At 43.5% G+C, this 14,822-nt stretch carries 10 protein-coding genes; 6 read left to right on the top strand and 4 right to left on the bottom strand.

The genetic code is table 11. The features are described 5' to 3' along the window. The 5 genes from WC445_04690 to WC445_04670 form a co-directional block, all read left to right on the top strand. On the top strand, nt 1-2,358 hold a 2,358-nt coding region (locus WC445_04690; protein MFA5129217.1), incomplete at its 5' end, for a penicillin-binding transpeptidase domain-containing protein. A gap of 148 nt (nt 2,359-2,506) precedes the next feature. Then, nucleotides 2,507-3,667 carry an MFS transporter gene (locus tag WC445_04685; protein MFA5129216.1) on the top strand — a complete coding sequence of 387 codons (1,161 nt, stop codon included), beginning with the start codon at nt 2,507-2,509 and terminating at the stop codon, nt 3,665-3,667. 205 nt (nt 3,668-3,872) lie between these two features. After that, nucleotides 3,873-4,292 carry a hypothetical protein gene (locus tag WC445_04680; protein ID MFA5129215.1) on the top strand — a complete coding sequence of 140 codons (420 nt, stop codon included), beginning with the start codon at nt 3,873-3,875 and terminating at the stop codon, nt 4,290-4,292. 24 nt (nt 4,293-4,316) lie between these two features. Further along, nucleotides 4,317-4,523: a hypothetical protein gene (locus tag WC445_04675; protein MFA5129214.1), complete on the top strand. Its 207-nt coding sequence runs from the start codon at nt 4,317-4,319 to the stop codon at nt 4,521-4,523. An 8-nt stretch (nt 4,524-4,531) separates the two neighbouring features. Continuing rightward, nucleotides 4,532-4,726: a YwbE family protein gene (locus WC445_04670; protein MFA5129213.1), complete on the top strand. Its 195-nt coding sequence runs from the start codon at nt 4,532-4,534 to the stop codon at nt 4,724-4,726. A gap of 103 nt (nt 4,727-4,829) precedes the next feature. Here the strand turns inward: WC445_04670 and WC445_04665 are convergent, their stop codons facing one another. The 3 genes from WC445_04665 to WC445_04655 are packed head-to-tail and all read right to left on the bottom strand — an operon-like array spanning nt 4,830 to nt 12,861. Further along, the gene (locus WC445_04665; GenBank protein ID MFA5129212.1) at nt 4,830-5,561 is read right to left on the bottom strand and encodes a YebC/PmpR family DNA-binding transcriptional regulator; all 732 of its coding nucleotides are present in this window, start codon (nt 5,559-5,561) and stop codon (nt 4,830-4,832) included. A 17-nt stretch (nt 5,562-5,578) separates the two neighbouring features. Beyond that, nucleotides 5,579-9,481, bottom strand: coding sequence for a DNA-directed RNA polymerase subunit beta' (gene rpoC / locus WC445_04660; GenBank protein MFA5129211.1), 3,903 nt, complete (start codon nt 9,479-9,481; stop codon nt 5,579-5,581). Nucleotides 9,482-9,504: 23 nt separating this feature from the next. Then, nucleotides 9,505-12,861 (bottom strand): DNA-directed RNA polymerase subunit beta, encoded by a 3,357-nt coding sequence (locus tag WC445_04655; protein MFA5129210.1) that lies wholly within the window; start codon nt 12,859-12,861, stop codon nt 9,505-9,507. 914 nt (nt 12,862-13,775) lie between these two features. Here WC445_04655 and WC445_04650 point away from each other — a divergent pair. Next, the gene (locus tag WC445_04650; protein MFA5129209.1) at nt 13,776-14,309 is read left to right on the top strand and encodes a hypothetical protein; all 534 of its coding nucleotides are present in this window, start codon (nt 13,776-13,778) and stop codon (nt 14,307-14,309) included. Between the two features lie 108 nt (nt 14,310-14,417). On the opposite strand, the gene WC445_04645 is transcribed toward WC445_04650, so the two are convergent. Beyond that, the gene (locus WC445_04645) at nt 14,418-14,822 is read right to left on the bottom strand and encodes a hypothetical protein (protein MFA5129208.1); all 405 of its coding nucleotides are present in this window, start codon (nt 14,820-14,822) and stop codon (nt 14,418-14,420) included.

The following is a 14,822-nucleotide window of genomic DNA, read 5'->3' as shown; positions in this document are numbered from 1 at the left end:
GCCCTCTCTATCCAAATCGAAAGAAAATTTTCCAAAGACCAAATTTTAAAAATGTACTTTAATGAAATTCCTTACGGCTCAACCGCTTATGGCATCCAATCCGCGGCTCAAACTTATTTTGGCAAGAACGCCGAGGATTTAGATCTCGCTGAAGCAGCAACTTTGGCGGCCGTGCCCAAAGCCTCAACTTATTATTCTCCCCACGGTAGTCACACAGACGATCTTCTCGACCGCCAAAAATATATCTTAGATAGCATGGCGGAGGAAGGATACATCACAGAAGAAGAAGCCGAAGAAGCAAAAAAAATTGACATCTTAAGTAGAGTCGTTGCTAAAAAAGAATCAATCACTGCTCCGCATTTTGTAATGTATGTTAAAGAATTACTTACGGAAAAATACGGCGAAAAAATTGTGGAACAGGGCGGCTTAAAAGTTTACACCTCGCTTGATTTTGACAAACAAAAATTTGCTGAAGAGGCAATTGATGAAAACGCGGAAAAAAATTCCACTAAATATAACGCTTGGAACGCCGCGCTTGTGGCCATTGATCCAAAAACCGGACAAGTTCTGGCTATGGTTGGTTCAAAAGATTATTTTGCCGATCCCGAACCTGAAGGATGCGACCCCGGAAAAAATTGTAAATTCGAACCAAATGTAAATGTCTCGCTTCGGCTCCGCCAGCCCGGCTCCTCTTTCAAACCGATCGCTTATGCCACGGCTTTTCAGAAAGGTTTCACTCCGGAAACCACGCTTTTTGATTTGGTTACGACTTTTAAAACTGACACTAAAGATTATGTCCCACACAATTATGATGATAAAGAACACGGGCCGGTTTCCATGCGAAGCGCGATGGCGGGATCCTTAAATATTCCTGCGGTCAAAACTTTATATCTCGCGGGAATTGACAATGTCTTAAATTTGGCGCAAGCCATGGGCTATACAACTTTAAATGATCGTTCTCGTTTTGGCTTGTCTCTCGTTTTGGGCGGTGGCGAAGTGCGACTCCTGGAACATACCGCCGCTTTCGGCGTTTTTGCAGCCGACGGAGTGCTGCATGATACTACTCTGATTTTAAAAATTGAAGATGCCAAAGGCCAAGTGCTTGAAGAATGGAAAGAAGACAAAGGAAAAGAGGTAGTGTCTCGGCAAACCGCGCGGCAAATTCAAAGCGTAATGTCTGATGACGCGGCGCGCTCTTATATTTTCGGTGCGGGCGGTCCGCTCACTTTGCCTGGCCGGCCGGTTGGGGCAAAAACTGGTACGACAAACGACTGGCGCGACGGCTGGACAATGGGTTATACTCCATCGCTCGTCGCCGGAGTCTGGGCAGGCAATAACGATAACAAGGAAATGAAACGCGGCGCTGACGGAGTCTTTGTCGCCGCTCCGATTTGGAATTCCTTTATGAAAAAAGCGCTAAAAGATACGCCCGTGGAATATTTTACTGCGCCAGAACCGACCGAAACCGATAAACCGATTTTAAAAGGCGAACTTGGCGCGGAAACAGTAGTAAAAATTGACCGAATTTCGGGAAAACTGGCGACGGAAAATACCCCGCCGACCACGATTGAAGAAAAAAAGTTCCGTGAAGTCCATACAATTTTATTCTATGTAAATAAAGAAAACCCAAAGGGCCCGCCGCCGGAAAACCCCGCGTCCGATCCGCAATTTGCCAATTGGGAAGCGCCAATTGCCAAATGGGCCGAGGAGCAAGGATATACAATTAATACTCAGGAACTTCCAACCGGCTACGACGATATCCATTTGCCGCAAAACAAACCAACTATTTCCATTACCTATCCCGCTCCGAACGGCACGATTAATTCGCGCGAAGCCACCGCCTCTGTAACTGTCTCCGCCCCGCGAGGAATAATTTCCCGCGTGGAATATTTTGTTGACGAACAAAAGGTGGGGATGTCCAACACCGCGCCGTTCACCGCGAATCTCATAATCCCGAATTCCATTTCAAATGGATTTCATACTCTGCGCGCCACGGCTTACGACGATATTGACGATTTCAATTCCGCGGAAATTAATTTTAATCTTTTGGCAGAAGAATTACCGCCGCAAATTACTTTTACCGCTCCACGAAACGGCGCGAGCTTCTACGCTTCAATGTTCCCGCTCTCAGTCACTGCCGAAACTCCGGACATTGCCGATATCACGGAAATTTCTTTTTACGCCAAAAGCTCTGGCGAACCGGAATTATTAAAAACATATTCCACCCCAGCCGAAGGCATTTTCACTTTCCGCTGGAGCGCCACTCCCACGCCAGGCTCGTATCAACTTTATTCCGAAGTGACAGATAAATCCGGCTCCACCTCCCGCAGCCGTCCCATTTCCGTGACGGTGTTGTAATCAAGAATGTTTCTGATTGTATAATCTTTAATAATTTTTGGCTAAGTTTAAAATAAAAACTGTCTAGTTTAGATAACACCTGTTATGTGACATTGACTTTTCATTTCTTTTTGTAAAAACCAATTTTCAGGGCTATTTTTCTAACAACATGAAAAAATTTCTTGCTAAAATCTACGCTTACACTTTCTTCGCTGACTTTGTGCTGATTTATCCGCTGTATGCGGTAATGTTTTCTGACTTCGGAATGGAACCGTGGCAAATTGCAACACTGCTTGCGGTCTGGTCGACAACAGCATTTTTATTAGAAGTTCCTTCAGGAGTTTTGGCTGATAAATATTCACGAAAAAATATTCTTTTCGTGGGGCAATTCATACGCACATTTGCTTTTATCACATGGATTTTATTCCCCAATTTTATCGGCTTCCTTATCGGTTTTGTGCTTTGGGGCATAGAAAGCGCATTAAGTTCCGGAACATATGAAGCGTTATTATACGACGAATTGAAAAAGTTTGGGGAAGAAAAACAGTTTACCAAAATCTACGGCAGAACTCGCACATTGTCATTTATCGCAATTCTTTCAGCATCTGTACTTGCATCACCTGCTATATTACTTGGCTATCACTTCATTCTCATTCTAAGCAGTATTGCTGTTTTGCTCGCTGGACTAATAATTGTTTTTCTTCCCAAAGCGCACAAAACCGAATCAACTCACGAAAAAGAATATTTTTCTATTCTTAAAAAAGGTTTAAGTGATGTCTTTAAAAATGCTGTTGTCTTCAAACTTTTATTTTTTACATCGCTGGCCTTCGCTTTTGGTGGCGCGCTAGAGGAATTTTATTCTATTTTTGCAGATCGTGCTGGTTTGCCCACATATGGCATTGGAATATTTATCGCACTTATTACTGGAATAGAGGGGCTCGCAAGTTTTGTCGCCTATCGTTTCGAAAGCCTAAAAACTGAATGGTTCTATTTTCTATTTATACTTAGTGGACTATTGCTCTTGCTCGCCGGTTATTTATTCACTGTGCCAGCACTCCTTCTCATAATTCTGTTTGCATTACCAAACGGCATTGTCCAAACAATCTTTGAGGGTAAATTGCAACATGCAATTCCTTCAGAAACGCGCGCCACCATTTCCTCTGTAAAAGGTTTTTTTCTTGAAACAAAAGCTTTGGTAATTTATTTCGCTGTAGGTTTTATTGCTCAGACCAGCGATTACCGCAACAGCTTTATTGTATTTGGGATAATTATGATGTTTGTAGGATTGTTCTATCTATTATTCACAAGGAAAAATAGCCCTGAAAATTGATAGAAATGAAAAGTCAACATCACATAACACGGCATATACGGCTACGCTCCTCGTACCTCGTCGCTTCGCCCATATTTGCTTGCTCGCTTTGCCTGTAAGAAATATTATACAGGCAGACTCGCAAGCAAACATCGTATATGCCGAAACGTTAGCTGAAATAGTTACATAATTTAAAACTATCAATATATAAAGAAAGTAAACAGTTATGAAAAGAAAACTAACCATCGTACATTTTGTTTTGCTCGTCGCGGTTTTGTCTTTAATCGAATCTGCTCTAATCTTTTTTGAGATATTGCCGCCGCTATCATCATATTCGCTTGGCGGTATTTTTTTTACTTTGGTAAAATTAGCGGTGATTATTTGGATGGGAGTAGCTTTTTATGAAAAAGGACTGGGAAAATCAGCGCTTTATGGGGGCATTTTGGGACTTACATCGTCATCAATTTTTTCTTTAGCAGCTTTTATCAGTAGCACATACTTTAAAAAATCCATTCTTGGAATTTCAGTTCCTTTTGGGGTTTCATATTTTTTGACAATAGCAATTATAATTTTAGAAAATATCATGCTTGGCGCGATCGTCGCGGTTTGCGCAAGTTGGATCACGAAAAAATTAAAACATAAATAAACCCAATTAGAGAAAAAAATTAATATGGAAAATTTTGAAAGAAAAGAAGAGGCGACAGACCTAGAATTAGTTTTATTTCTGATTAACCACATTGAAAATCCCTGCGAAGATTTGAGTAAAAATAATATAAGGGAGTTTTATATAGAAGAAGCAAAAAAAGCTTTGGACACAATACAAGACCCAGGAGCCAAAAAAACTCTTGAGAACACTATAAAAAAATATTCAAAATAAAAGTTTATATGGATCCAACTAATCGAGACGATATAAAACCAGGACTGCGCGTAAAAGTTGTTTTAAAAAAAGATCAGCCGACCGGAGAGTTGACTGAAGGTGTTGTGGGAGAGGTTTTGACGCCTTCGTCGCATCATCCGCGCGGAATAAAAGTTAGATTAGAAGACGGTCAGGTCGGGCGAGTACAAGAAATTTTGGAGTAGGTTGAAAAACTTCCGGATCCCCAATCAGGTCGGGGATGACAACTTGATAGCAACAAAAAATTCCACCACGTCGGATGGAATTTTTATTTTTGCGAATTTAATTTTATTCGAGATTGGTGTAGTAATTATCAACATCTTCACTTTCATCCAGTTCGTTCAATAAATTTTCAATTTTTTCTTTTTGCGTCGGATCGGCGACGTTAATTTTTTCTTTCGCTACGAACTCAGTTTCTATTTCCTCAGGCGTGATTTGTTCTTTTTCCAATCCTTCGCGCAAATTTTCCATATTTTCCGGCGCGGTATAAATTATTAAATCTTCTTCCTCGGTTTCAAAATCATCGGCACCGAGGTCAATCATCTTCAACTGAAACTCATCAAGATTTGGGATAAAATTTTTGTAGTTTGAAATTTTTATCACACCCTTCCGTGAAAACATCCAGGCCACGGAATTTGGCAGACCCATGTTGCCGCCATTTTTTCCGAGAATGTTTTTTACGATGCCGCTTGTTCGATTGCGGTTGTCGGTTAAAGATTCGATAATAATCGCCGCCCCGCCGGGGAGAAATCCTTCATATTGGACGCGTTCAATCTGTCCTTCCGCTCCGCCGCCAATTCCTTTTTGAATCGCCCGATCAACAGTGTCTTTCGGAAGATTAACTGCTTTGGCCTGATCAATCGCGAGGCGTAGTTTAAAATTCATTTTCGGATCGCCATTTCCTCCCTCACGCGCCGCAAGCGTAATGTTTTTAGAAAGGCGCGTAAAAAGGGCGCTCCTTTTTACATCTGCGGCGCCCTTTTGGTGTTTTATTTTTGACCACTTAGAATGTCTGGACATATTAAGTCCGATAAATTCTATTCTTTTTTGAACCCTGTCCCCGCCGGAATGAGGCGGCCGATAATAACATTTTCTTTTAAGCCTTCAAGGCGGTCTATTTTTCCGGTGATAGCCGCGTTAATCAAAACGCGGGCGGTTTCTTGGAAAGAAGCGGCAGACAAGAAACTTTCTGTGGAGAGAGATACTTTGCTAATGCCTAAAAGTAATTCTTCGCCTTCAGCCGGTTCAAGTTTATTTTCTTTGGCGAGTTTATTGGCCTCTTCAAGTTGTGATTTCTCCACAATTTCTCCGGGCAAGAGATCTGTATCGCCAGATTCTTTGATATAAACGCGAGAGAACATTTGTCGGACCATTACTTCAATATGTTTATCATTTAATTTCTGGCCCTGTGACGTGTAAATATGTTGAATTTCTTTAGTTAAATATTTTTGGACAGCCTCCTTGCCTTTTAAGCTGAAGAGTTGGTGTAAGTCCAAATCGCCCTCAGTTAATTGATCGCCGCGTTCCACGGCAGCGCCATCTTTTATCCAGAGGACATAGCCTGGCGGGATAATATATTCTTTAACTTTTTCCGCTTCAGCTTCTACGACCACTAAATTTTCTTCGGCAGACACAACCATGCCGTCGCGCTCTGCGTTAACTTCTTTTCCGTTTTTATCTAAGCCCAGAAGCTCGCCCCCTACAATCTTGTCTCCTTTTTTGAAGGTCGTTTTTTTATTTTTACTGACTGAATATTTTGTTTCTTCTTTTTCAAGGTATTTAATTTTTATATTTCTTTGCCCCGGAATTCCTTTGGTAATAATTTCTCCGGTTGGGCCGATAATTGTTTTTGCGTCTTCTTCAACTTGTGCTACGCCGGTAACATCGGAGATAAAAGCTTTGCGTTTTGGTGCGCGCGCTTCAAAAAGTTCTTCAACACGCGGCAAACCCTGGGTAATATCCAAGCCGGCCACGCCGCCAGTATGGAAGGTTCTCATCGTAAGCTGGGTGCCTGGTTCGCCGATGGATTGAGCCGCAACTACGCCGACAGGCGAGCCGAGTTTCGCAAGTTTGTTGTAGCCTAAATCGTAGCCATAACATTTTTGACAGACGCCCTTTTTGAGGCGGCAGGACAAAATTGAACGCACATGAATTTGTTCCAAATCAAGTTTTTCTAATTTTCTTCCGATTTCTTCAGTGATGAGTTCATTCTTTTTTACTATGATTTTTTTGCCTTTTTCATCCATAACGTCTTCCGCGGCAAAGCGTCCCAAAATTCTCGCAAGCAGAGTTTCACCCATTTCCTCACTTTCTTTTTTTGTCATCAAGACACCCTCACTATCTTTGCAATCCTCTTGAATAACGATTACATCTTGGGCAACGTCCACTAAGCGTCGAGTTAAATAACCGGCGTTCGCGGTACGGAGTGCTGTATCGGATAAACCCTTTCTTGTACCGTGCGTGGAAATAAAATATTCCAACACGTCAAAACCGGCTTTGAAATTTCCTTTCACCGGCAATTCAATAATTTCGCCAGCCGGGTTAGACACCAAACCCTTCATGCCCATCATCTGAGTAACCTGGCCCCAAGAACCGCGGGCGCCGGAATCAATCATGGAGAAAACCGGACCGCGTTTATCCAAACTTTCTTTAGTTAATTTAATGATGTCATCTTTGACCGTGGTCCAGATACTGATAATTTTATTATGATATTCATTTTGAGTGAGAAGGCCGGATTCAAATTGTTTTTGAACCGTGTCAACTTCTTCGTCGCCGCGGTTGATAAGTTTTTCGCGGTCGGCCATGACTGGGAGATCATCCATGCCCCAGGAATAGCCGGAAAGAGTTAAATATTTAAATCCGGTTTCTTTGAGCACGTCCAAAACTTCAGCGGTTTTTTCTTCGCCGTAAAATTCTAGGCAAAGTTTGATGGCCTCACTTAACTTTTTTACGTTAGTAACTTCGTTAATGTAGGGAATAAGAGGCGGCAGGTGTTGATTCAAAATTAATCTGCCGAGAGTCGTTTCCAAAAACCCATTTTCAATTTTTTCTTTTTTGGCTTTATCCAAAAGCGCTTCGTCGCATTTAACTTTTATTGTTTGTTGCAGGGTAATTTGTCCAAAATTGTGCGCCATCAGGGCGTCTTTCGCGGAAGAGAAAAATTTTATTTTTTCCGTCGGCTCGCCGGCATCAGTCATATAATAACATCCCCAGGCAATATCTTTATTCGGCGTGGCGATAGGATTGCCGGTCGCCGGCTTCAAAAGATTGTGGGTTGAAAGCATTAGGTTTTTTGCTTCCTCTTTGGCGCCTTCGGTGAGCGGTACGTGCACGGCCATTTGATCGCCGTCAAAGTCGGCATTGAAAGCGGTACAAACGAGCGGATGAATTTGAATAGCCTTACCTTCTATTAAAATTGGTTGAAAAGCTTGGATACCCAAGCGGTGTAAGGTCGGAGCGCGGTTTAGGAGAACAAAAGCATCTTTAACAATATTTTCTAAAATATCCCAAACTTCCGGGCGGCCGGACTCGATAAAGCGGGAAGCGGAACGGACATTGTGGACAAGTTCGCGCCCGATTAGATGATGAATGACAAATGGTTTAAAAAGTTCGAGAGCCATTCTTTTTGGCAAACCGCATTGGTGTAATTTTAAACTTGGGCCGACAACGATGACTGAACGGCCAGAATAATCAATTCTTTTGCCCAAAAGATTTTGGCGGAAGCGGCCTTGTTTTCCCTTTAAGACATCAGCAATAGATTTTAACATTCTTTTCTGTCCGGTTGAGGCAACCACGGTTTTGCTGTGGCGAGCGGAGTTATCAATTAAAGCATCAACCGCTTCCTGGAGCATTCTTTTTTCGTTGCGACAAATAACTTCGGGAGCATTTAGTTCCACTAATCGTTTTAAACGATTATTTCGGTTGATGACACGGCGATAAAGGTCATTCAAATCGGATGTTGCAAAGCGGCCGCCATCCAATGGCACCATTGGGCGGAGGTCTGGCGGAATAATCGGAACATTTTTTAAAATCATCCAGTCTGGCTTGATTTTGTTAATCCTCAAACTCTTGAAAAGTTTTACTCGGCGGATAAGTTTATCCTTCTTAATACCTTGAGCGGTTTTTAATTCTTCTTCCAGGGGTTTAATTTCTTTTTCAAGATCAACTTTTTCCAATAATTGGCGGATAGCCTCGGCGCCGATGCCAGCTTCAAAAAGATGGCCATATTTCAAAGATAAATCGTGGTAAGTCATTTCTGAAATAATCTTCATCGCTTTTAATTCTTTCAACTCTTTTTCCGCGCCGTTAAATTCTTCTTCCAGTTCCTGAATTCGTTCGTCTCGGTCCAAAGTAGCCTGGACAATTCTAGATTCAATTTTGGAAGCATCTTCTTCTTCCGATTTTTGGTTTCGAAGAACAGCAACCTGGCGTTCCACCTCGTTCATAATCATTTTTTTCTTGTTTTTGAACTCCTGTTTTAGACCGAGGATTGTCTGTTCTTTCAAATCTTCCCTGACCGAGGTTACGATGAAGTTAGCAAAATAAATAACCTTTTCTAAATTTTGGACTGACAAATCTAAAATCAACCCAATCTTAGAGGGCACACCTCTCAAAAACCAAATATGAGAAATCGGGACGGCCAAGTCAATGTGTCCCATTCTTTCCCGGCGAACAAGAGAGTGTGTTACTTCCACTCCGCACTTGTCGCAAATAATTCCTTTGTAGCGGATCTTTTTGTATTTTCCGCAATAACATTCCCAGTCCCGCGTCGGACCAAAAATTTTTTCGGAAAATAAGCCATCTTTTTCCGGTTTTTGAGTGCGATAATTAATAGTTTCGGGTTTTGTCACTTCGCCGTATGACCAGGAGCGGATTTCTTCCGGAGACGCGAGTTTTAATTTTATCGCGTCAAATTCAATTGGTTTTTGAGGAGTGTACATATCAAATGAGAAAAGTTATAAAATTATTTTTTTTCTTCATTGGTAACGGGAGACATCTCTTCACCACCATTTTTTTTCTTCAGTAGTTCTACATCAAGACAGAGGCCCTTTAATTCGCGAACCAAAACATTGAACGATTCAGGAATGTTAAGATTTTTAATCGCTTCACCTTTAACAATTGATTCGTACGCTTTGGAGCGACCTGGAACATCATCGGATTTGATGGTCAGAATTTCTTGCAATGTGTGAGCCGCGCCATAACCTTCTAGCGCCCAGACTTCCATTTCACCAAAACGTTGGCCGCCGAATTGCGCCTTACCGCCGAGCGGCTGCTGGGTTATAAGCGAGTATGGACCAATGGAGCGTTGATGAATTTTATCTTCCACCATGTGGTTCAGTTTCAACATATAAATTTGACCAACAGTTGTTTTTTTATCAAATGGATCACCAGTCTTGCCATTGTAAAGCGTAATTTTTCCATTTTCCGGGAAGCCGGCTTTTACCAATTCTTCCTTAATGATTGTTTCCGGGATGCCGTCTAAAATCGGCGTCACGGTTTTGTATCCCAAAGTTTTCGCGGCAATTCCAAGGTGAGTTTCCAAAATTTGCCCGATATTCATACGAGAGACAACGCCGAGCGGGGAGAGAATGACATCAATCGGTACGCCGTTTGGCAGGAAAGGCATATCTTCAATAGGAACGATTTTTGAAACGACACCTTTGTTGCCGTGGCGGCCGGCCAATTTATCGCCGACCTGAAGTTTTCTCATGTCGGCCACGGAAACCTGGATTGATTTGATAACGCCAGGCGGCAATTTGTCGCCGGTTTCCTGGGAGAAAATTTTAATGTCAACTACTTTTCCGTGTTCACCGTGTTCAAGATAGAGAGAAGTGTCGCGAACGTCGCGGGCTTTTTCTCCAAAAATGGCGCGGAGTAGTTTTTCTTCCGCGGAAAGTTCGGTTTCTCCTTTAGGAGTAATTTTACCAACTAAAATATCGCCAGAAGAAACTTTGGCGCCGATTCTAATGATGCCATTTTCATCAAGATTTTTAAGTTTTTCTTCGCTGACGTTTGGGATGTCGTTGGTTACAAGTTCTGGTCCGAGTTTTGTATCGCGAACGTCAATTTGATAATTTTCAATATGGATTGAAGTGAAGCGGTCATCGCGGACGACTTTTTCTGAAATAATTACGGCATCTTCGTAGTTGTATCCTTCCCAGGCCATGAAAGCCACAAGCATATTTTGTCCGAGAGCAAGTTCGCCGCCGTCTGTCGCCGGACCGTCGGCTAGGGCGTCACCCCTTTTTATTTTTTGATCCTTGTCCACGATCGGTCGTTGATTAATGCAAGTGGACGCGTTGGAGCGAGCAAATTTGTTTAAGCGATAAATTTTAAATTTATCATTTTTTTCTAAAACATGAATTTTATCTCCTTCCACTTCCACGACTCTTCCGTCTTCCTCGGCAATTTTTACGTGGCCAGAATCTCTCGCGGCGCGAGCTTCAATACCAGTGCCAACAATTGGCGCCTGGGGATTGATGACTGGCACTGCCTGCCGTTGCATGTTTGTTCCCATCAAGGCGCGGATAGCGTCATCATGTTCCAAAAATGGAATTAAGGCAGTGCCAACACTTACAATTTGTTTTGGTGAAACATCCATGTAATCAATATTCCAGGCATATTCAATGCTAGGTTTACCGTATTTTCTGACGCCTGCTTTTTCAGTTAAAAAATAACCATTCTCGTCAATCGGAGTCGTCGCCGGAGTAGTGACAGCTTTTTCTTCAGTGAAAGCGTTTAAATAAACTACTTCGTCTGTCGCGCGAGGCTTAACTTGGATAGTTTTTAAATTTTTATCCTTGGCTAGTTTCGCGGCAATTTCTTTGGTAATTTTTGTTTCAGCTTTTTCTCCCGCAACTTCTTCCCGTAAAATTTCTCCAATTGCGGATTTTCCGTCGTTTGGCACTTCGCGAATCACTTTGCGGTAAGGCGCTTCAATAAATCCATATTCGTTTACGCGCGCGTAAGAAGAAAGGTGACCGACCAAACCAATATTCGGACCTTCCGGAGTAGCGATTGGACAGATGCGGCTGTAGTGGGTTGGATGGACATCGCGCACTTCAAACCCAGCTCGCTCGCGGGAAAGACCGCCCGGACCCATGGATGAAAGGCGGCGTTTGTGCTCCAGTTCGGCCAAGGGATTTGTTTGATCCATAAACTGGGACAACTGGGAGGACATAAAAAATTCCTTGACTGCGCCGATAACCGGTTTGGCGTTTGTCAGTTTGTTTGGAGTAAGCGCGGTAATGTCAATCGTGCTCATTCTGTCTTTTACAATACGTTCCATTCTGGCTAAACCAATACGGAATCTGTTTTGCACTAATTCGCCGACCGCCCTGATGCGGCGATTGCCCAAGTGGTCAATATCATCGGCCGGTTCTTGGGTGATATTTAATCTAATGATTTCTTTAATAATAGTTACCAAGTCTTCGCGGTGGAAAATTCGATTTTCTTTTGTGTCTTCCACTTCACCCTGGACGCCGAAACGTTGATTAAATTTATAACGGCCGACCATGCTAAAATCATAGCGGTCAAAACGGAAAAACATGGCGTAAATTAAAGAGCGAGCATTATCTACGGTAGCAAGGTCTCCCGGGCGAATTCTTTTATAAACTTCTTTTAAGCCTTCGTCTTCCGAATGGGCAATGTCTTTTTCCAAGGTATTTTTGATAAAACTCATTTCTTTATCGGTATCAACGTCCTTGAAAAGAGAAATAATTTCCTCGTCAATTCCATAACCAAAGGCGCGGAGGAGGGAGGTGACGGCAACTTTTCTTTTACGGTCAATTTTTACCCAAATAACTCCGGATTGGTCTGTTTCAATTTCAAGCCATGCGCCGCGGTTCGGAATAATTTTCGCGCCATAGAATTTTTTGCCGTGATGTACCTCCGAAGTAAAAAAAACACCGGCCGAACGGACGAGTTGAGAAACAACCGCGCGTTCAATGCCGTTCACGATAAAAGTTCCCCGGTCGGTCATCAGAGGCATGTCGCCGAGGTATATTTCTTGTTCTTTGAGTTCTCCTGTTTTTTTGTTGGTCAATCTCACTTTTACGCGAAGAGGCGCTTCAAAATTTACATTTTTTGCTTTGCTCGTAATCTCGTCGAATTTTGGTTCATCAAGATAGTAATCGGTAAAATAAAGTTCAAGATCCCGGCCCATGATGTCCCGGATGGGAGAAATTTCTTCAAAAAGTTCGGCCAGACCTTTTTTAAAAAACCATTCGTAAGATTTTTTTTGCAATTCAATCAAATCGGGCAGAGGAATAACCTCTCTTAGTTTGGTAAAAAATTTTCGCGGGGCAACTTCGGTTGGCATATTTATAAAATTATTTTAAATATTTTTAATAATTTTTAATATTTGACAAAAAAACACAAAAAGAGCTCCCTCCTCTTTTTGGGTGAGCTTTAAGAGGATAAATCAAATTTTTTCCACTGCCTTGTATGCATTTAATATTTTGCTCCGCATTCTTAAGGCGGATTTGGCAGGATTATCCCTCACTTTTTTTGAACTTCCAGGACGATTCGCCTGGGTGTTCCTTGCGTAATTTTACAACAAGTAAAGTAGGGGACTTTTGTTATTACCTTTAATTTAGCAGGGTATTTTAGGCTTGTCAAGTATTTTTAAGGTGGTTATAAACAGCTTATCCACAAAAAGTTGTGGAAAAGTGAAAAAATAACTTAGCGAAAGTTAAAATTTTGGCTAATTATAAAGTTTTTCAAGCTCTTGACGAAAATAGTTTTTTATGCTAAAGTAAAATGTCCTGCCTCTGAATGGGGGTACGGAAGTTCATTTTTTCGCTAAAACAAGGGGCTTTGGGCCCCAGGGAGGTGCGTGATGAGGGTTGCTCTCGTGACGTTCGTGGCGTTCCTGATGTCTGGCTGCTTCACGTCCCATACGGGACTTCGAAGTGGCGGGCTCGAGTACTCCGCCAGCGGTTTCATGGGGCCGGGTCCCATGGAGGCGGCTTCGGCCGATCTCATGTCAGCTCAAGCTGATCGCGTTCGGGCCGAAGGTCGTGCGCTCGAAGCTCACCCCGAGTTTTTCATGGGCTGGCGCGGCTACAGCGGCTATTACGGGTACGGGAGTTACGGACGGGTGGATCCGTCCTACTACTACCCGGCCTATGGTCGCCCGGTATCAACGCCAGCTCTCGAAGAGCGAGCGCGTGGACTCGAAGACCAGGCAACTGATTTCGAGAGGCGTTTGGACGCCCTCGAGGGGAGGCAGCCATGACGAAGTACGTGTTCGCGGTTCTCTTCGCGATCCTGCCGGTCGGCTGCGGCATCTGGGGCGGCTACGCCCCGGGGTTCTCGGGCTACGTTCCGCCGGCAGCCTACGGCACTTCGATGGGAGGAGCCATGGGCTACGGTGGCGGCTACGGCGGCGGATACTTCATTCCCCCGCCTCCGCCGGAGGGTCTGGCCTTCGTTGAGGGCCACGGGTACCCGAACCAGTGGCGTGACGCCCACCTCGTCCGTGTCGTCAACAACACGGACTGGTACGTTCGCGTCAGGATGGACGGAGTGGATTTGTCCTTTTCCGACCTCTACGCGGGACTGCCACTCCTCCCGCCGCGCGTTGAGGGGCAGTTCTACGCTCCGCTCGCCGAGACCAACCTCCGGTCTGGCTGCGAGACACACCACTTCGAGTTCGAGGCGTACCTCGCCCCGAACTTCGAACGGCCGGTGATTCGTTCCGACCGGGAACGCCAGTTCTGTGTCGGATGGGAGAGCCAGGAGGTGAATATCGGCAGCCCGTTCTAAACGGGTCGGCCGATTCAGGGGGTAAGGCGCTTCAGTGCAAACTGGGGCGCCTCTTTTTTAATAAAAAAATCCCCCGACTATCTCGCGGGGGATTTTATAATTTGCAATTTACGGAGTAACTGGCGCGCCAGAGGCTCGGAGTAATTGATTAATAACAAAGTAGGAAATGGCATAGGCCATCACGACAATCACGGTTCCAATGATCGCATTGGTAAGAATTCTTTTGGCTTTAGTAATTTTTTCTTCGTTGCCCGCCGCCGTCATCCAGAGAAATCCACTAAAAATAAAGAGAATTACCACGATTGTGCCTATTGCTCCAAGAGCGATATTTATGATTTTACCGGCAATGATGAGTGGCCCCTGTTCTTCGGCATACTGAGCCTGAGCTTCGCCATAAGCTGCCTTGCCAAAATTTTGTAGTTCTTCCACTTGAGCAAAAACAGGCAGAGCAGAAAGAATGAGAATTGAAGCAAGGACAGTTGAGACAAATAATTTTTTAGAAATAATTTTCAT

It is taken from the genome of Patescibacteria group bacterium, assembly GCA_041650995.1.
Taxonomy (GTDB): domain Bacteria; phylum Patescibacteriota; class Patescibacteriia; order XYB2-FULL-38-15; family XYB2-FULL-38-15; genus JAHIRI01.
This window is presented reverse-complemented; position numbering and strand designations above follow the sequence as displayed.